This window comes from Parabacteroides sp. APC149_11_2_Y6 (assembly GCF_054506995.1).
In genome coordinates, this window is sequence record NZ_CP173709.1 from 5,041,291 (window position 1) to 5,061,042 (window position 19,752).

At 40.0% G+C, this 19,752-nt stretch carries 8 protein-coding genes; all 8 read right to left on the bottom strand.

Annotated features, from left to right (window positions below; translation table 11 throughout):
• Positions 1-108 precede the first annotated feature (108 nt).
• Complete coding sequence (locus ACGE0T_RS20555) at positions 109-1,800, bottom strand: hypothetical protein (RefSeq protein WP_459188437.1); 1,692 nt, start codon at positions 1,798-1,800, stop codon at positions 109-111.
• 399 nt (positions 1,801-2,199) lie between these two features.
• A complete protein-coding gene (locus ACGE0T_RS20560; RefSeq protein WP_459188438.1) occupies positions 2,200-3,918 on the bottom strand; it encodes a RagB/SusD family nutrient uptake outer membrane protein in 1,719 nt (572 codons plus the stop codon).
• 12 nt (positions 3,919-3,930) lie between these two features.
• Positions 3,931-6,927, bottom strand: coding sequence for a SusC/RagA family TonB-linked outer membrane protein (locus tag ACGE0T_RS20565; RefSeq protein ID WP_459188439.1), 2,997 nt, complete (start codon positions 6,925-6,927; stop codon positions 3,931-3,933).
• Positions 6,928-7,434: 507 nt separating this feature from the next.
• On the bottom strand, positions 7,435-9,153 hold the full coding sequence (locus tag ACGE0T_RS20570; protein WP_459188440.1) for a RagB/SusD family nutrient uptake outer membrane protein: 1,719 nt from the start codon (positions 9,151-9,153) through the stop codon (positions 7,435-7,437).
• Between the two features lie 19 nt (positions 9,154-9,172).
• Positions 9,173-12,169, bottom strand: coding sequence for a SusC/RagA family TonB-linked outer membrane protein (locus tag ACGE0T_RS20575; RefSeq protein ID WP_459188441.1), 2,997 nt, complete (start codon positions 12,167-12,169; stop codon positions 9,173-9,175).
• Positions 12,170-12,712: 543 nt separating this feature from the next.
• On the bottom strand, positions 12,713-15,112 hold the full coding sequence (locus tag ACGE0T_RS20580) for a TonB-dependent receptor plug domain-containing protein (RefSeq protein ID WP_459188442.1): 2,400 nt from the start codon (positions 15,110-15,112) through the stop codon (positions 12,713-12,715).
• Positions 15,105-18,113, bottom strand: coding sequence for an ATP-binding protein (locus ACGE0T_RS20585; protein WP_459188443.1), 3,009 nt, complete (start codon positions 18,111-18,113; stop codon positions 15,105-15,107). The genes ACGE0T_RS20580 and ACGE0T_RS20585 overlap by 8 nt, the downstream gene beginning before the upstream one ends.
• Complete coding sequence (locus ACGE0T_RS20590) at positions 18,097-19,668, bottom strand: WD40 repeat domain-containing protein (protein ID WP_459188444.1); 1,572 nt, start codon at positions 19,666-19,668, stop codon at positions 18,097-18,099. The genes ACGE0T_RS20585 and ACGE0T_RS20590 overlap by 17 nt, the downstream gene beginning before the upstream one ends.
• Positions 19,669-19,752 lie beyond the last annotated feature (84 nt).

Consider the following 19,752-nt stretch of genomic DNA (forward strand, 5'->3'; position numbering starts at 1 on the left):
AGGTGGAAAACGTTAGGAAGATTACAAAATAAATAGTATTAAAGATTATGTAAAAAAATAGGCATCCCTTTTCAGGAATGCCTATTTTAATATGATAGGGTCTGTTAATTACTTAACCAAAGCAGCGAAATCTGCATTAGTAGCATATTTAGCAAATTCCAAATCGATAGCAGCTTCTTTAGCCATGTTCTTGTCAGCAGCGATAGCAGCTTTCAGGTTGTTAACAACACCGTTAGCATCGTTTGTACGAGCTGCAACGATAGCTTTCAAATAAGAAGTTGTAGCGTCAGGTTTAGCAACTGCGTTCAAAGTCTGAGAAGCTTTGCTGTAGTCTTTAGTCAGGATCTGAGCTAAAGCAGCGTTGTTAGACTTAACAGAACCGAAAGAGTTTGCAGCCTTAGCCCATTCGCCTTGTTCCAGATACAGAACACCCAGAGCTTCGCTTAATTCTGCTACGCCAGAAGCGCTACCGAACAACTGCTGAGCCTTAGCTTGGTCACCCTTAGTCAAAGCGATCAAACCTAAGTTCATGTTAGCTTCGTTGTTAGGTTTAACTGAGTTAGACTTGTTGAACATTTGTTCAGCCTTAGCCATGTCACCAGCACGGAATGCCATCATACCAACGTTGTTCCAAGTACGATAATCGTTCGGATACAATTGAGAAGCTTTTGCATAGATAGCAGCTTTTTCAGCATCGTTGTTAGTTAATGTAGCAGCGTAAAGAATTTCTTCTACGTTCAGTTCAGAAGGATTGCTCTTAGCTAATGCGCTGATTTCGTCGTCAGACTTACCGATGATTTCGATGTTAGCAGTCAAACGAGAACGACGTAACTGCGGCAGGATTTCTTCAGCCAATACACTGAAAACAGAAGAAATATTTTTGATTTCTTTTTCACGTTGTTCCGGATCTTTGTACATAGAAAGAACACGTAATACTAAGTCTTTATCCTGGATGTTAGATTTTGAAACCAATTCCTGGAAGCCTTCCCAGTCCTGAGCTGTGTAACGAGCATCAACCGGAGCTTCAACTTTCATTTTCTTCAATTCTTTAGCCAGATACTTGTTAGTATTGCCTTCACGTTTTTCAGCCAAACCAGTGTTCAATTTAACACCACCATCAGGAGATGCGTAAGCAGAAATTTCGATTGCTACGTTCTGGTTAGGAGCTTCTTCTGCGTTCTTAACAAGGTCTTTCCAATCTTTGATTTCTTCTTTGCTCAATTCTTTAGAACGAAGTTCAGCCTGTTGAATAAGGAACATGATGTTTGCATCGTGAGCTTCCTTAATGATACGCTGGAACTTATCTGCTGCGATAGCTGCGTTTGCAGTAGCTGCATCAGCCAGTTCAGAAGTAGAGATAACACCGTCGCCGATTTTTACATCCGGTAATTTAACTGTTTTGTTTTTGATTTTTGCATCAAAAGTCAGGTACAGTTCGGATTTCTTCATTTCAGGTTTGTAAGTGAAAGAAGATTTCATTGTTACATTAGCGCCTTCTTTCTGTGGGATAACCTGATTGTTTCCTTTTACTTTTTCACCTTGGTAAGTGTAGGATGTACCCCAAGCTTCTCCACCTGCATAACGCAAAACCGGAGTTACAGTTACAACAGCTTTCTTGTTGAACCATTTTGCAGGGAATGTTGCATTGATTGTTACAGGAACCTTGCCACCGATGGCCTCAAGCGGCTGCGGTTCAGCTTTAATGTACTCTTCAGCTAACGGTTTCAACTTGTTAGAACAAGAAGAAAGAGTTAAAATCGCTGCCATCATGAAAAATGACAATAATGACTTTTTGTTCATAATTTGATGTAAGTTTAAAATGTTACTATGTTTATATATTCACTTCCAATATATTCCTTATCCATCAACGTGCAAAACTAAATCATTTTTTTATTATGGATGACAAAGATAAGATAAAATCTCCTGAATTAATACTTATTAGCAAAAAACTTTTCTAATTTATACTTGTTTAGACTTTGAAAATAGTAGGTTCTGGTCTTTTGCTCCCTGTAATTCCCGTTAAAGAACTTTGTTCATCTTGTTTTCCTTGTTTTGTCGTGATTTGTTGCAGGCATGGTCTATTGTGTTTTTTTTTCAAAAAGCGGGGTGGCTTTCTATAAAAAATACAGGTAAACCTCTTTGCTATTGTTAATAAAATAGGCCGATGGTTTACCTGTATTTATGTTTCTTAAGATTGAATTACCAACCTTTCGTTGTTTGTTTTAACAAAGGATTAGCATCCAGTTGTCTTTTAGGGATGGGGAAAATAGAGTATTCTTTATCGTTCGGATCAGCATTTTTGTCCCACCATGTGTCGCCAAAACGTCCCCAACGAACCAGGTCCATGCGGCGACGTCGTTCGCCAATGAACTCGCGTCCCCATTCATCGATAAATTCCTGGTCTGTAAGTAAAGCCGGATTCTGTGCATAGCTATACTTGTTCCATTGATCAGCCGGATAATTTCTTACACGTACATAATCCAGTAATTCTGCAGCTTTTGTTTTATCGCCGGCACGATAATAGATTTCGGCCAGCATATAATAGATTTCAGCCAGACGTATTTCCGGGGCAGATTGGCACATATACAGTCCGTCACCTTCCTGCAGATACGGGAATTTATTGAAACGTACACCTGAATTTTCTTCTCCTGTTGTTACCCGTGAACCTTTTTCTTTAGCAATATCTATGCCTTCAGAGAAACGTCCAACCTGATCAACATAGACTAAAGGTTCACCCTTATATTCTTCCGTACCGTTTACAGGTTCATTCGTATAACCGTATCCTTTTGAATAGTCAAATTTAAATTGTTTGCCAATCATAAAGAAGCCTTCATAACCACCCGTTGCACTTGTTATTTTGAACGGCTGCTTGCGATAGTCGCAATCCGCATATTTTTCATAAGGAGTACCCAGTTTGCTTGGGAACGCATAAATGTTGTTATCTAAATCGCGTGAAGGTTGCAGATGAATACCGTTATTGCCACCATCCGGATTGCCTAAAGCCTGGCCGGAAGTATAATGCAAGAAGGAATCATGGAAACCTCCGAATTGGTAGACATTCCGTTTGTGAGGGAACTCAAACAGGTTTTCCGGAGATTTGTATCCTTTGATACCTGAACGGAACGGGTCTTTATAATCCTGCTGATTGATGCTGTATTGTCCGTATTTGCCGGCAATAATGTCTTCACACATTGTTTTACAGTCTGCTGAGCGGTCTATGTTAATCCAAACTTTAGAATTAAAATAGATACGGGCCAGTAGTGCCGCGGTTGGAGCTTGGGTAAATCTGCCGATGATGTGTTCCTGCTTTAGAGTGGGTAATACTTCTTTCAATTCTTTCTCGATAAAAGCAAAAACTTCTTCCGGCGTAGATTGTGCTATTAATTCATCAGGAGCGTTATTCTCCGTAAAAATAGGAACATTACGATAAAAGTCAATCAGAAAGATATAGAACCAGGCACGTAAAGCACGTAACTCTCCCATATAGTTGGCTTTTTCCGCATCAGTAATTTTCATAGCTTGGAAATCCAGATTTTTGAAATCGCGGAATAGCGAGTTAATCTGTTGGATACCCTGATAAGGTCCTACCCAACCGCCATTAATCTGGTCCATATCGTAATTCCATTTATGTTCGTGCAGGCGGACCCACTTTCCGTCGTCATAGCTGTGGCGACCTTTCTGTGTCCATACAAAGTGGTCGGCTGTCAGTTCCTGCAATTGCCAGCGGTCTCCGTCCCAGCCGCACCATTGAGCATGCTCATAGGGCCGGAGTACGGTTGCTTCCACACTTGCTTTATCTGTAAAATAGTTATCATTAGTCAGGATACTATAGGGCTTTTCTGTCAGGTCAGTACACGATGTAAAAGTTGCTGCTGCAATCATTACGCCTGCTGTATAGATTGATTTTATATGTTTCATAGGAATTATTTTTTAATAGCTGATTTGAACACCGAATGTTAGATTTCTGGAGGTAGGATATAAGTCCATATTACCACGTCCTGCCCATAGGCCGGTAACGTCTACGCTTGACGGGTCCATACCACCTGAATATTTTGTAATGGTAAATACATTTTTAATAGTACCGTAAACACGCAGGCTGGAAATCCATTTCGTTTTCAATTTAGGCGTCCATCCAATGGTTATATTGTCAAGTTTCAGGAAGTTTCCGTTATCAAGGAAATAATCACACATGATTTTTTCTCCCTTGATATGTGCATTTTCATTGTAGGCGGACCTTAGTTTATTGATACCGGTCACACCTTGCAAACCATAATACATTTGATATTGGTTCAAAATTTCATAGTCGAAACGTCCACGGAAATACAGAGACAGGTCAAATCCTTTATATGTGAAATTATTACCCCAGGCAAGCTCCCACTTGGGAGTACCATTCCCGATATAGGTCCTGTCCGATTCGCTGGCGTCACGACCTCGTATTGCTTCACCTCCTTTTTCCCCATTTTTGTAAACAAGAATATTTCCATCATTATCTACTCCGGCATACCGATAGCCATAGAATGAGCCTATTTCAATACCATCCTGTAAACGTTGGCACGGACCGGGGTTACCTGGTGAAGGCAGGCCTTCGCCTTCCATATAGCCTAATTCATATTTTTCATTGGAGAATGAAGTCAGTTTTGATTTGGTATATGCCAGAGTTACATTCGTTGAATAGGTAAAGTCTTTCGCTCTTACAGCATCCCAGTTCATTTGTAACTCGAACCCTTTTGAGTTGGTAGTACCTACATTCGTCATGATTTTTTCATGCAAATACGGAGGAACCGGGACCTGGTATTCACCGATTACATCTTTCCCTTTACGGATGAATAAATCTAAACTACCGGTCAGAGTAGATTGGAATAAGGTGTAATCGATACCTAAGTTGTAAGAAATCTGACGTTCCCATGACAGATTCGTATTCGGGTTGTTGCCCGGACCATACACCTGAACCCATTTCCCTTCGCTGTTCGGCATCCATCCGTATCCGGAATATTTGGCAAGAGAAATATATTTATCAAATCCTGAACGTCCTGTTTCGCCATAAGAAAAACGAAGTTTCAAGTCGTTAACCGTATAAGAATCTTCAAAATAAGGTAAACGGGAAATACGCCATGCGGCAGAAGCTGCCGGGAAAGCTCCCCATTTGTGGTTTGTCCCGAACTTGGTATTTCCTTCATAACGGAGAGAACCTGTAAAGAGGAATGTGTTGTCGAAATCATAGTTTACACGTCCCAGGAAAGCGATTGTTTTTTCCTGATTCTTTTCAGAACCCATACCTAAACGTCCTTCTGCTTTGTTATAATCTCCTGCATCCAAATTATTGTATAAGAAAACATCTGTCGGAAAATTCATATTTTCTGCATGGAATGTTTCCCAGTTGAATTCCTGATAGGAATAACCGGCCATTACTTTGATATGATGTTTGTCGATGTCCAAAGAGTAGTTGCCTAACCATTCCAAAGTATAATCCACCCATTTCTGGTCTTCCAGGCGTGCACGTCCGTTACGGCTGTTATTGATGGATTCGCGATGGTCTTTGAAATAATACTCACGTTGTTTTTTATTTGTACCCTGACGTCCTAATTTGAGTTCGGTATTCAGGTTTTTCAGAATATTCAGTTTGATGTTGAAATCGGTCGTGATATATTCCTGAGTTGCTCCATTTATACGGCGAGTCAAGTTGTAAATCGGATTGTAGCTATCGTGGTTATTACGGAAAGCATCCATTTCTTCAATGGAATAAGTAGGATTTAGTTCTACAGCTTGTTTGAAACTTTTGTAGTCTGTATAATCTTCATCCGCATAGCGATAAGAAATATTACCTCCAACTTCCAGTAATCCTTCCAGGGTTGTCTGTTTGAAGTTTGCACGCAAGCCGTATTCTTTACGGTCGCTTGCAATATCCAAACCTTCTTTGCCTCTGTAGTTTGCGGATATACGGAAAATAGTTGTTTCGCTACCTCCGGAAAGCGCGATATTATGGTTATGGCCTACGTTCTTTTTGTTAATCAGTTCGTCATACCATTTTGTACGATGTCCGTAATCTTTCCCTATTTTATGTTCTACAAATTCATCGGGAGACAGAATATCCGGACGTGCAGCTACGAAATCATGTTCAATATACCCGTCATATGTGATAGATACTCTACCGGATTTACCTTGTTTAGTCTGCACCAGGATAACCCCATTTGCTCCGCGTGAACCGTAGATAGCCGCAGCAGAACCGTCTTTCAAAACGGTGATGGATTCAATATCCTGTTGGGCCAGATTACGAAGGTCGCCACCCGGCATACCATCGATAACAACCAGCGGGCCATTACCGGCTTTCAGTGAAGACGCACCACGAACTTGTACACTCGGGCTGGCATTCGGGTCGGCAGCAGCAGTGCTTGATACACTTACCCCTGCCACTTTACCGTCAATCATTTGTAGTGGGCTGTTAGATGCTCCCTGAAGGAAATCTTTACTTTTTACACTTGTTACGGCGGTAGTCAAGTCCTTTTTTACTGTACTGCCATAACCTACAACGACTACTTCATCCAGTGTTTCAGAATCTTCTGATAATGTTATGTCAAAATGAAGTTTGTTTTTTACCGGTATTTCCTGGGTTTTATAGCCGATATATGAGATTTGGAGAATCGCATGTTCGGGTACTTGTTCTAATGAGAAATTACCATCTATATCTGTGATATTTCCATTAGTGGTTCCTTTTATAACAACATTTGCTCCGATAACAGGTTCTCCTTTGCTATCCACAACGACTCCGGTAATTTTTTTCTGTTGTTGTGTGATGGCTGTTTCTTGTGACTTATCTGATGTTTTCGATGTCATTTCTGTTGCATTTGCAGAAAATGCGGAGAATAGTAAACAACAGATGGAAACTTTTGCTATTTCTTTAAAAGAAAATAGTTTAGGTTCTTGTTTCATAGTTTAAAATACTTGTATTATTAAATTGTTTTTCTTTTATAATCGGGTTGGTAATATTTATATGGGCTATAGCTGTTGAATTTTACAGCATTGTTGTTTTTTTATGGTATTATTATCGTTTTTATATCGTTTAAAAATTGAATAAATTAAGGGTGAAAACGATGCAAAAATAATAAAAAAATGTCTCAGGCAATAAAATAATTACAAATTGTGTAATATTTAACAATTTGATAATTAGTGATTTGTGGCTATTTTGGGAGTATGTGTATTGATATTCAATCTTTGCACGGTTTTGTTGTTGCCGGTTGTTTTTTATGCAAGTTGCTATAGATTGTTTATTAATAAAAAAACAGGCAAACATAAACATGTTTTTAGAACAAGTATGTCTGCCTGTAATGATGTTAATGATACATTGATAAACCGATTCTTAGTCCTGTATCATTATTAAGTGCGAAAAACTAAAGGTAAAAAGAACCGGTCACTGGTCTGTATTCTTAACGGAAATTATTACCATCCTTTCGTTGTTTGTTTTAACAACGGGTTAGCATCTAATTGTCGTTTCGGAATTGGGAATATAGTATATTCTTTATCATTCGGGTCAACGCCTTTGTCCCACCATGCATCACCGAAGCGTCCCCAACGGATCAGGTCCATGCGGCGACGTCGTTCGCCAATGAACTCGCGTCCCCATTCATCGATAAATTCCTGATCTGTAAGTAGAGTCGGATTCTGTACATAGCTATACTTGTTCCATTGATCTGCCGGATAATTTCTTACACGTACATGATCCAGTAATTCAGCGGCTTTTCCTTTATTACCTGCACGATAATAGATTTCAGCCAGCATATAATAGATTTCAGCTAAACGTATTTCCGGAGCAGATTGACACATATACAGTCCGTCACCTTCCTGCAGGTATGGGAATTTATTGAAACGTACACCGGAATTTTCCTCTCCGGTTGTTACCCGTGAACCTTTTTCCTTTGCAACATCTATGCCTTCAGAAAAACGTCCAACCTGATCAACATAGACTAAAGGTTCACCTTTATATTCTTCCGTACCGTTTACAGGTTCATTCGTATAACCATATCCTTTTGAGTAGTCAAATTTAAATTGCTTGCCAATCATGAAGAAACCTTCATAACCACCATTGGCAGTTGTTATTTTGAATGGCTGCTTGCGATAGTCGCAATCCGCATATTTTTCATAAGGAGTACCCAGTTTGCTTGGGAAATCATAAATTTTGTTGTCAAAGTCGCGCGAAGGTTGAAGATGAATACCGTTATTACCACCATCCGGATTGCCTAAAGCCTGGCCGGAAGTATAATGCAAGAATGAATCATGGAAACCGCCAAACTGGTAAACATTGCGTTTGTGAGGGAACTCAAACAGGTTTTCCGGTGATTCGTATCCTTTGATGCCTGAACGGAACGGGTCTTTATAATCTTGCTGATTGATGCTGTATTGTCCATATTTTCCGGCAATAATGTCTTCACACATTTTTTTACAATCATCGGTACGGTCTACGTGAATCCAGACATTTGAGTTGAAATAGATACGGGCCAGCAATGCTGCTGTAGGAGCCTGTGTAAACCGCCCGATAATGTGTTCTTTCTTTAAAGTCGGTAATATTTCCGTCAGCTCTTTTTCAATAAAAGCAAAAACTTCTTCGGGAGTGGATTGTGGAATCAGCCCGTCCGGATCATTCTCTTCTGTGAAAATAGGAACATTACGATAAAAGTCGATCAGGAAGATATAGAACCAGGCACGCAAAGCGCGTAATTCCCCGATGTAGTTCGCTTTTTCTGTATCAGTAATTCCTATGGCCTCGAAGTCTAGATTCTGGAAGTCGCGGAATAGTGAATTAATTTGCTGAATGCCCTGGTAAGGACCGACCCATCCGCCATTGATTTGGTTCATATCATAATTCCATTTGTGTTCGTGCAGGCGAACCCATTGTCCGTCATCATATCCGTGGCGTCCTTTCTGTGTCCAGACAAAATGGTCGCCTGTCAGCTCCTGCAATTGCCAGCGGTCTCCGTCCCAGCCGCACCATTGGGCGTGTTCATACGGTCGGAGCACAGTTGCTTCGACACTTGCTTTATCCGTAAAATAGTTATCACTTGTCAGGATGCTATAGGGCTTTTCTGTTAAGTCCGTACAGGATGTAAAGGTTGCAGCTGCTATTATTAAACCAGCTGTATAGATGGATTTTATATATTTCATATGAATCATATAGTTTAAATTAATAGCTGATTTGAATACCAAATGTCAGATTTCTGGCAGTGGGGTATAAGTCCATGCTTCCGCGTCCTGCCCATAAGCCGGTAACGTCTACGCTCGACGGATCCATGCCTCCTGAATATTTTGTAATGGTAAATACATTTTTCATGGTGCCGTAAATACGCAGGCTGGAAATCCATTTTGTATTTATTTTAGGAGTCCATCCGATGGTAATGTTGTCGAGTTTCAGATAATTACCATTTTCAAGGAAATAATCACACATGATTTTTTCTCCTTTGATATGTGCATTTTCATTGTAAGCGGATTTCAGTTTATTAATACCGGTTACACCTTGCAAGCCATAATACATCTGATATTGGTTCAAAATCTCGTAGTCGAAACGTCCGCGGAAATATAAAGATAGGTCGAATCCTTTATAAGTAAAGGTATTTCCCCAGGCAAGTTCCCATTTGGGACTACCGTTTCCGATATAGGTTCTGTCTAATTCTCCGGCATCACGTCCGCGTACGGTTTCACCGCCTTTTTCGCCATTTTTGTAGACAAGAATATTGCCGTCATTGTCCACTCCGGCATAACGGTAACCATAGAATGAACCGATTTCTATACCATCCTGCAAGCGCTGGCACGGACCGGGGTTACCCGGTGAAGGCAGACCGTCGCCCTCCATGTATCCTAATTCATATTTCTCGTTGGAGAAAGAGTCCAGTTTGGATTTTGTGAAAGCCAAAGTCATATTGGTCGAATAAGTAAAATCTTTTGCTCTTACAGCATCCCAATTAACTTGTAGTTCAAAACCTTTCGAATTGGTAGTACCTACATTTGTCATGATTTTCTCATGTAAGTATGGAGGCACCGGAACCTGGTATTCGCCGATTACATCTTTACCTTTACGGATAAATAAATCCAAACTACCGGATAACCGGGATTGGAATAAAGTATAATCTATACCTAAGTTGTAAGAAATCTGGCGTTCCCAGGATAAGTCTCTGTTCGGATTATTCCCCGGGCCATATACCTGAACCCATTTTCCTTCACTGTTCGGCATCCAACCGTATCCGGAATATTTGGCAAGCGAAATGTATTTATCAAATCCTGAACGTCCTGTTTCGCCATAAGAAAAACGAAGTTTCAAGTCGTTAACCGTATAAGAATCTTCAAAATAGGGTAGACGTGAGATACGCCATGCAGCCGAAGCTGCCGGAAATGCTCCCCATTTGTGGTCTGTGCCGAATTTGGTATTTCCTTCATAACGGATAGAACCTGTAAAAAGGAATGTGTTGTCAAAATCATAGTTTACACGTCCCAGGAAAGCGATTGTTTTTTCCTGATTCTTTTCAGATCCCATACCTAAGCGGCCATCTGCTTTGTTATAATCACCTGCGTCCAGATTATTGTATAGGAATGCGTCTGTCGGGAAATTCATGTTTTCTGCATTGAATTTTTCCCAGTTGAATTCCTGATAGGAATAGCCTGCCATTATTTTGAGGTGGTGTTTGTCAATATCCAGCGAGTAGTTCCCTAACCATTCCAGAGTATAATCCACCCATTTCTGGTCTTCCAGGCGTGCACGTCCATTGCGGTTATTATTAATGGATTCACGATGGTCTTTGAAATAATATTCGCGTTGCTTTTTGTTTGTACCCTGTCTTCCTAATTTCACTTCGGTGTTCAGGTTTTTCAGGATATTCAGTTTAATGTTGAAATCGGTAGTGATGTATTCCTGAGTAGCTCCGTTTTCGCGGCGAGTCAGATTATAAATCGGATTGTAACTGTCGAAGTTATTGCGGAAAGCATCCATTTCCTCAATGGAATAAGTAGGATTCAGTTCTACAGCTTGTTTGAAACTTCCGTAGTCTGTATAATCTTCATCTGCATAGCGATAAGAGATATTACCTCCGACTTCCAGTAATCCTTCCAAAGTAGTTTGTTTGAAGTTCGCACGTAAGCCGTATTCTTTGCGGTCTGTAGCAATATCCAAACCTTCTTTGCCTCTGTAGTTTGCGGATATGCGGAAAATGGTCGTTTCGCTACCTCCGGAAAGCGCGATATTATGGTTATGGCCTACGTTCTTTTTGTTAATCAGTTCGTCATACCATTTTGTACGATGTCCGTAATCTTTTCCTATATTATATTCAACGAATTCATCGGGAGATAGGATATCCGGACGTGCAGCAACAAAATCATGTTCAATATATCCGTCATATGTAATAGAGACTTTTCCTGCTTTACCCTGTTTGGTCTGTACCAGGATAACTCCATTGGCACCACGCGAACCGTAGATAGCTGCTGCAGAACCGTCTTTCAATACAGTGATAGATTCAATATCCTGTTGTGCCAGGTTACGCAAGTCACCACCCGGCATACCGTCGATAACGACCAAGGGACCATTGCCGGCTTTCAGGGAAGATGCACCACGTACCTGTACGCTTGGGCTGGCGTTGGGGTCTGCCGCTGCTGTGTTGGATACTGTAACACCAGCAACCTTACCGTCGATCATTTGCAAAGGACTATTTGCTGCTCCCTGAAGGAAATCTTTGCTTTTTACGCTTGTTACGGCTGTGGTCAGGTCTTTCTTAACCGTGCTGCCATAACCTACAACAACTACTTCATCCAAAGCCTCAGAGTCTTCAGATAAAGTAATATTAAAATGAGATTTGTTCTTTACCGGAACATCCTGGGATTTGTAACCAATATACGATATTTGCAGAATAGCATTCTCTGATACCTGTTCGATGGTAAATTTACCATCTACGTCTGTAATATTTCCGTTGGTGGTTCCTTTCACAACAACGTTTGCTCCGATAACCGGTTCTCCTTTGCTATCCACAACAACTCCGGTAATTCTTTTATTCTGTTGATTAACAGAAGCTACAGGCGATACATCTGATGTTGGTTGTGCTATTTCTGTAGCATTTGCAGAGAAGGCAGAAAAGAGCAAACAAAATGTAGAAATTTTTGTAAATTCTTTAAAAGAAAATAGTCTGTATTCTTTCTTCATAATCTTTTTTGATACTTGTTTTTTAATTGGAATTAATAAATCGAAAATAACACTTGAGGTTTTTCATGTGTTTTAAATAGGTCCGTCTCAAATTCCCATAGGCATCACAATTTTTAGGTTATTAGAATTAAGTTTGTTTGTAGTTTTTACTTATAATAACCATCGTTCTACTTGGACTATGAATCCGGATAAATTAAAAATATGTATGCATTTTGTAGAAGGAAATGTTTGATATATAGTTCGTTAATATCGGTATGGTTCGGAGGGGATATAGCTAAGGAATGTATTTACAATGACATGTCGGTTGTTAAATATTACACAAAAAGATATTATTTTATTGTTGTATACATATTTTTGTTATTTTTGTAGCGTTTTTTCTTCTCTATAACTGTTTGTCTATCTTAGTCCAAGTAGAACTATGGCAACATAATAATCCTGTCAAATTTTTGGTCGTTTATATTTATTTCTGGTAGTATTGAACTCTATTATTTGAACTTAATTCTTTTCCTTTTTTAAGAGGTTAGCGTTCTTTTTTCCTATTACTTATTGTATAGTGTAGGCTATTTTAGCTATAAAACTTCTTCCTTGCTGTGGAATATCATGCTTTAAAGAGGAGCCTCCTTGTCGGTAATATGTATTAAGGAGGTTATAGCATTGGACACTCAATTCTAATTTTTTCCAGTGGTAACTGCCTCCGATATTCAGGATAGCACGGGCTTTCTCTTTATTATCTGGTAAAGAAATCATAGTATCTATATCTTTAGATCCCAAAATAGGTGATAGTTGTGAGGAATAAACAGATAAATTTCCGCGTAGCCAAAATGATTGTTCATGGGGCAAAGAAAAAATCTTTGCTGCTGCGATTAGGTTTCCTGAAAATGAAGGAATATCATAAATTTGGTGTTTATCAGAAGAATAATGTTCTGCGCTCAAGACATGTTGATAAGACATATTGCATGTAACCATTAAATTTTTGCCTGTATAAGAAAGTATATTTTCCAGACCGATTAAATTTAGTTTTCCATTGTAATAAAGATAACTTCCTTGATGAATGATGTCTTTTAGTTGGTTATAATACAGATTACAGTCGTAAGTAAGATGAAGATGCTTAAACAGGGCTGTTGCTGATAACTGGATAGCATCCATACTTTCCGGATTTAATTTATCGGTTAGATACATACCGGATGCACGATAGTAGTACGGTGCATCAACGAAAGAACGGGAATATCCTAATTTCATATTCCATATTTTATTGATGGAATAAATAAAGGAGAGGCGCGGAGAAAATGCCTGAAGTATCTGGTGGTCGTATCTGTGTTTATAATCATAGCGTAATCCCCCGTTGAAAATAAATTTGGGATTAAAGTGATGCTTTAATTGGCTGAATATGGAAAAACTAAATTCGCTACCTAAAGCAAGGGTCTGACTGTCAGTATCATCAGAGTCATTTGTTTTAATCTGATTAAATAATCCTCCTGTTAAGTTTATATATTCTTGCATTTTATAATTTTCCAGTTGAACGCCTACTAAAATATTTCCATGAGCTTTTTTGCCGGGGCGGTAACTGTAGCTTCCTTTAATGCACCCCCCATAACTCAAGTCTCTCCAATTTTCGATTTCAAATACTCCCGATGTCAGGAAGACCAGACTATCGTTTGATGCTTCAATGGCAGCAAGGCCATCTATGGTGAATGAAGGCAATGAATCTCCTATAACATTATAATTAGAGCATTCATCAGCATCAATAAATAAAGAAACGTCCCAGGTAAAATTATTCCGGCTATCGGAATAAGAAATTTCTCCTCTGGTGGATAAACGGCCTTGTCCGGGCTTTGCCCCGTTAAAAGTGCTATATTTATCATATGAATAAATTGAAGGAATAGTAACGGCATAAGCATAGGAGGGAACCCTTTTGCTATATTGTTGGTTGAACATTGCTTTTATTTTATTCCATTGGAAGATAACTCCAAAGTCGTAAGCCGGTTTATGGTTGAAACCATCAATCTGCATAGATCCGTCAATAGGAAAAAAGCCCAAGAAATTATCATCTGTGCTTGGTATAGTCCGTGTTTCTCCTTTGGAAGAATAAATGGACCCCCAAATCAGAATATCCGTATCCAGGTTTCTGCGTCCGAACAACAGGTCTCCTTTGAAAGTGGAATTACTCCCCATTCCATAGGAGGCATAGGCGCCATTAATATCACTTCCCGACTTGGTGATAATATTGACGACTGCTGTTAGGGCAACATTTCCATATAAGGAAGAAGCAGGTCCCCGGAGTACTTCTATCCGTTTTATCTTATCCAGGCTGTTTCTGAAATCAGGAGCCTCAGCATTTGTTATGCGGCTGTTCATCCGGTGTCCGTTTAGCATAATCAGTATCTTTTCCTGAGTAGGAGAATAAATGCCATGCATACTGATATTAGCTTGTTTTCCTTCAATGGAGGTTATTCCCGGGACATAGGCCGTTAATACATCCCGTAAATCCCGTGCGCCGATTGCTTTTATCATCTCTTCCGTTATCAGGACGACAGGAACGGGAGTTTCTTCGAGAGTTTCCGCTTGTTGGGAGGCTGTAACCAAAGTCGTTTTTCCATCCCGCTTGTTGCGGATTAGCTCTGCAAAGCGTTCCGGGTCTTGGAGAGAAATACTATAATAAGGGTCTTCTTTCAAAAGAAGGTCTGCATATCTGTTGGCATTTTCCGCATCATCTTGTGCCAGATAACATAATGTAAGGAGCTTATATGCACTTACTTTCATCGTGCCGCTATATGAAGAAACATAGGGTGTCAGCATATCGATTGCCTTGTCGATATGTCCTACCTGATATTCCTTGCTTGCTTGGAGGAGCTGTTCCCTTTTATTTGCGTCTGCCTCTTGGGCGAGAATGGGAAGAGAAAGAAAAAGCAGAAAAGATATTATGTATAAGAGCGTTTTATTCATTGCTTTTAGATTTAATGGGTTGATGTATGGGTACTGATAAGATAAACTCGGTATACTCGTCTTTTTCGGACTGTACTCTAATTGTACCATTATGGCTTAAAAGGATTTCCCGGCTCAGGTAAAGTCCCACACCTGCTGCTTCGGATGTGGTTTTCGTGGTAAAGAATGGGTCGAATATTTTATTAAGAATGCTTTCTTCTATGCCGATACCGTTGTCATATAAATAAATGAATAGTTGTCCTTCCTCAACATGTATCCGGATACGTATTTCCGGTTGGATATTTGTTTTTGCAATTTTCTTTTGAAGTGCATGGATACTGTTTTGCATGATGTTCATTAAAACCTTGCCAATTTGTAATTGGTCGGCCTCGATTTCCAACATTTCCGGCAGTGGTTCAAATGTAATCCGGATGCCCGATTTTTCTAATTCTTTCTGGTTGTATTTCTTTAATAAATCCAGATTGCCATGTATCAGTTTATTTATATCGACCGGAGAGAAATGGCTACTATGGTCGGATAGCATTTCTTCCATAGCTTTCAGGATACGGGAGGTACTGTTTCCATGTTCTTCTATTTTGGAAAGGTGTACATTAAGCATCTTCATAATATCCTGCATATCCTCATAGTTCTCTTCCGTAATTTTATTTTCTTCGTCTTCAATATCATCTTTCATGTCTTTCAGGAGTACGGTCGACAAATGGGAGAAATTAATAATGTAGTTTAATGGGTTCAATATGCGGTCTATTAATCCTTGGGTAAGCTTGCCCACAGTTGCCGCTTTTTCCTGTTGTATCAGTTGGTCCTGTGCCTGGTTCAGTTCTGTCAGGGCGGTTTCCAGCTTTTGGGATTTTTCTGCAATTTCATCCCGCTGCTCCCGTATTTGTAGCGTACGTTCCTCCACCAGGTTCTCAAGATGTAGTTTTTCCTGTAATAATTTGCGGGTTCTCCATTTGAAGAACAAGAGGATAAGCAGTAGCAAAACTCCGGTATAAGCCAACAGGCTGTACCATTTCAGGTAAAAAGGTTTCAAGATGGTAAATGAAAAACTTTTTACTTCACTCATTCGCCCGAAAGCATCCATCATCCGGACATGGAAAGTATATGAGCCGAAAGAAAGGTTTGTATATTCTTTTACGGAAGATCCCAACCAAGGCCCCCAGTCGCTGTCCAATCCTTCCAGGTAGCAGGAATATAAAACATCATTAACTCTATCATTTGCTACTGATGAAAAAATAAATTTAAAGTTTTTGGTCTGACTACTGAAATGGGGGGCCGGCAGAGTGCCAACCTGTTCAATACTTGTATTGTTCCCACCGAAATAAACAGAGTCATTCCCTAAAAGGATGGAACGGATAGATATATCCGGTTGCCGGTCGAAAGCTGCATCCGGTTGCCTTTTATCAAATTTGATTAATCCGAAATCGCCACCAAGCCATATAACTCCGTCTTCTTCCGGATAAAGGGCACGTATCGTGTAATCTTTGGTGGCATGTAGTACCCGGCTTTTTTCTTTGTCTATTTTCCCGTTGGTAAATGTGATAATGCTTTTCCCATCACCACCTGTAATCCACGATTGTCGTCCGGCAGAAGTTTCTGCATATAATCCCGGCCACCATGTATTGGCTGTTATTAAAGAATCTAATGGAGAAGCCTGTTTTATAAATCGTTGCCGGTTCTCGTCCCAATACTGGAAGCCGGATTGCGAAAATACATAGATGGTCTGGTTTATAGCATACATTTTGTTTCCGCCCGAAGTTTTTAATCCTTGCATGGAGTCCTGTAAAAGAGGAGAAGAAAAGTCGGTATTGAACCTGTAGATTTCACCATATAAAGTTTCTGCCCAAAACCGGTTATTGGCAAACTCTAGTTTCATTACTTTTTCAATATTTGCTATTTTCTTTTTCTTTTTTCCTTTGAGGAGATATATTCCGTCGATTTCTCCGGTATAAATAGTTTGCGGGTCGGAAGGATTGAACAACAGGCTGAATGTATTGTCTTCATTTATAGCTTCTGCTTTGTGTTCGTTAATCCGGAATAACCCATTGCTGGTGGCTGCATATAGTGTGCCGGAAGGACTTTCCTTCAGTTGCCAGCACGCCTGGGTAATAGATGGTAGTGGTTCAAAACGGGAATGCTCTCTATTATAAATGAACAGCCCATGTAATGTCCCCGCATAAAATTTATGTTTGTAGCGGTACAGGGTGGTTACTTCGCCTCTTAAGCCTACTTCCGGGGTGAAATGGGTATAAAAAGACGGGGTGTTGATTCGGAAAATTCCATTATCTGTGGCTCCCCACAATGATCCCCGGTTATCTGTAGCTATCTGGTTTATTGTATTGCTGCATAAGCCGTTTTCCTCAGTCATCGAGAAAAGTTTTTTACCCTTCTTATCGAGAAAGGAAAGTCCGGAAGTCCCGTTTATAATGACCTGAAGTTGTTTGGATAGTTGTAAAGGCTTGGTACTTATTGTTTCTATGTTTTTAACCGAAAGGTTTTCCATGGAAGAAATAGAATCATTCCGGATACTGATTTTATATCGTTGTGTATAGAATAGAAGGGAATCCCCTTTCTCCATAATACGTAGCACCTCACCGATCCGGATGTTATTTTTGCCTTTTGTATCATCAGATATAAAGGTTTTCAGAACAGGGGTTCCGTTGATAGATGCTGCTATCTTGCCAATATAATTATGTCCTCCGGCCCAGATATAGTTGTTATTGTCTGCATACAGACGGGTTATGCGGGAGATTCCGGGGGTTAATATTTTATTCCATTCGGCACCATTAAAATAAATAATTCCTTCAAAGTTGGCAAAATAGGCTATACCCGAAGAATCGCAGACTACATCAAAGTTCCGGTTATGTGCCGAATAATCCTGAGACGTAAAATTCTGGAAAAAAGGAAGCCCTGTCTGGGCGAACACCGGAAGGAGTGTTCCTGCCCAGGCAATCTGCAGCAGGAAGATAAGCCTGTAGTTCCATATGTTATTTGTCCATTTCATATTCGCTGACTTCGTTTAGGTAATATTCCAATTCTTCCTGGGTAAGATTTGAGATGAGCGTTTCTTTGATATGTTTAGCCATCTGTTTGGGGGAGATAGAGACTGTGCTCAGGTTTCCTCTTTCATCGCCTATAAAAATATGTTTGCCATCCCGGTCGATGGTGAATGCATGTATCCATTCGGAGAATTGGTATACAATGGCAGATTCTATTTTGTTTTCGCCATAGATGTTATTCCAAAGGCGTACAGAACCATCGTAGCTACTGCTCAGGAGTTTATTGTTAAGGTGCTTTATCCGGGTGACCGGTGAAATATGCCCTATCAGTTCTTTGAAAACAGTTTCTTGGGGAGATTTACGGTAGAGGATAAGCCCACTCTTATATCCGATAGCCTGAATCCCCTCTCGAAGGTTTGACAAGACGCAGGTAACAGCTTGTTTCTCCTTGTTCCAAACAAGCGAGGTTTTCCCCTGGTTATCCAACAGGTAAATCCCCCCATTGTTGTCGCCCAGTATCATCCCATCTGCTGTCATATCAAAAAAAGTGATTGGACATGGATGGATATAGAAGGATTGGAAATTCCATTTGCCCGAATCGGCTACCTGTATTTCTCCCTCTTTAGTAGCTATATACAGTTTATTATTGTTCAACAGCATGCCTGCCGGGGCTGTTAAATCAAGGGGGATCTCTTCCTGTTTTTTATTTTTATCGATATGAAGCAGTGTGCCCGTATAAGATAGTGCGTAGATATTTTCATTGTTGATTACTACTTTGCGGAAATCGAATGCCGGATTACTGAATATTGTTTTCTGTTGTATCTTGTTGTTTTTATCTTCTTCCCAAAGAAATAATTCCCCATATTGGCTGGCTGTAAGGAGATATTTCCCCTGTTTATCGGGAAAAGGAACCATGTCGCGTATTGCACCTTTGTGGTTTCCCAAATGCTTGGATAACTGGCAGGTTTGCGATAAGGCATTGAAAATAACCGGCTGGTATACATCCCCTTTGTATTGGGAAGTAATTCGCCAGGCGGAATAACTCAATACGGCTGCCTTTTCTTTATTTCCTGTGGTATATTGGGTGGAAGCCAGCGAGCCAAGCGAACGCCCTACTGCACGGTAAGCTAATGTGTCTGCTTCCTTTTGAATGGCTATCGCTTCTTCCCTGTGGGTCTCTGCCAGTTTCTTTTGCTTTTCCATTTGGTCGTAAGCTTCAAGAGCGGCTTGTTGGGCGGAAAGTGCTTTTTCACGTTCCAGTTCGGCATGTGCACGCATCAGTTCTGCTATTTCAGTCTGATGGATAGCTTCTTGTTTCTGTTTGTCGGATATTTCTTTTTGTTGGTAAGCGATTTCTTCCAATTGTGTACTGATACGCCGGGTGATAATAGCTTCTTTCTGTGCTTCTGTTGCCTGGCTGAGTTGCCTGGTTAGCTTTTTTTGTTCTTCTTTTTGCCGTTGGTTTTCTTTCCAAAGCCATAGGATGGATGTACCTGAGCCTCCCAGTAAAAGTAAAAGCAAAAGTATCCATCCGATATATCGTTTAAGAAGGACAAGCATAGGCTTAGTTCTTTATTTGTTTGTTATTTCGTTTCGTAGAGTAGTTTCCTATGCAAAAATACATTTAATTTAAATATAATGTTT

Bases quoted from the DNA above. Each gene is read 5' to 3' on its own strand.
- ACGE0T_RS20580 (WP_459188442.1), bottom strand. From the start codon at position 15,112: ATGAATAAAACGCTCTTATACATAATATCTTTTCTGCTTTTTCTTTCT.
- ACGE0T_RS20565 (WP_459188439.1), bottom strand. From the start codon at position 6,927: ATGAAACAAGAACCTAAACTATTTTCTTTTAAAGAAATAGCAAAAGTT.
- ACGE0T_RS20570 (WP_459188440.1), bottom strand. From the start codon at position 9,153: ATGAAATATATAAAATCCATCTATACAGCTGGTTTAATAATAGCAGCT.
- ACGE0T_RS20555 (WP_459188437.1), bottom strand. From the start codon at position 1,800: ATGAACAAAAAGTCATTATTGTCATTTTTCATGATGGCAGCGATTTTA.
- ACGE0T_RS20575 (WP_459188441.1), bottom strand. From the start codon at position 12,169: ATGAAGAAAGAATACAGACTATTTTCTTTTAAAGAATTTACAAAAATT.
- ACGE0T_RS20585 (WP_459188443.1), bottom strand. From the start codon at position 18,113: ATGAAATGGACAAATAACATATGGAACTACAGGCTTATCTTCCTGCTG.
- ACGE0T_RS20590 (WP_459188444.1), bottom strand. From the start codon at position 19,668: ATGCTTGTCCTTCTTAAACGATATATCGGATGGATACTTTTGCTTTTA.
- ACGE0T_RS20560 (WP_459188438.1), bottom strand. From the start codon at position 3,918: ATGAAACATATAAAATCAATCTATACAGCAGGCGTAATGATTGCAGCA.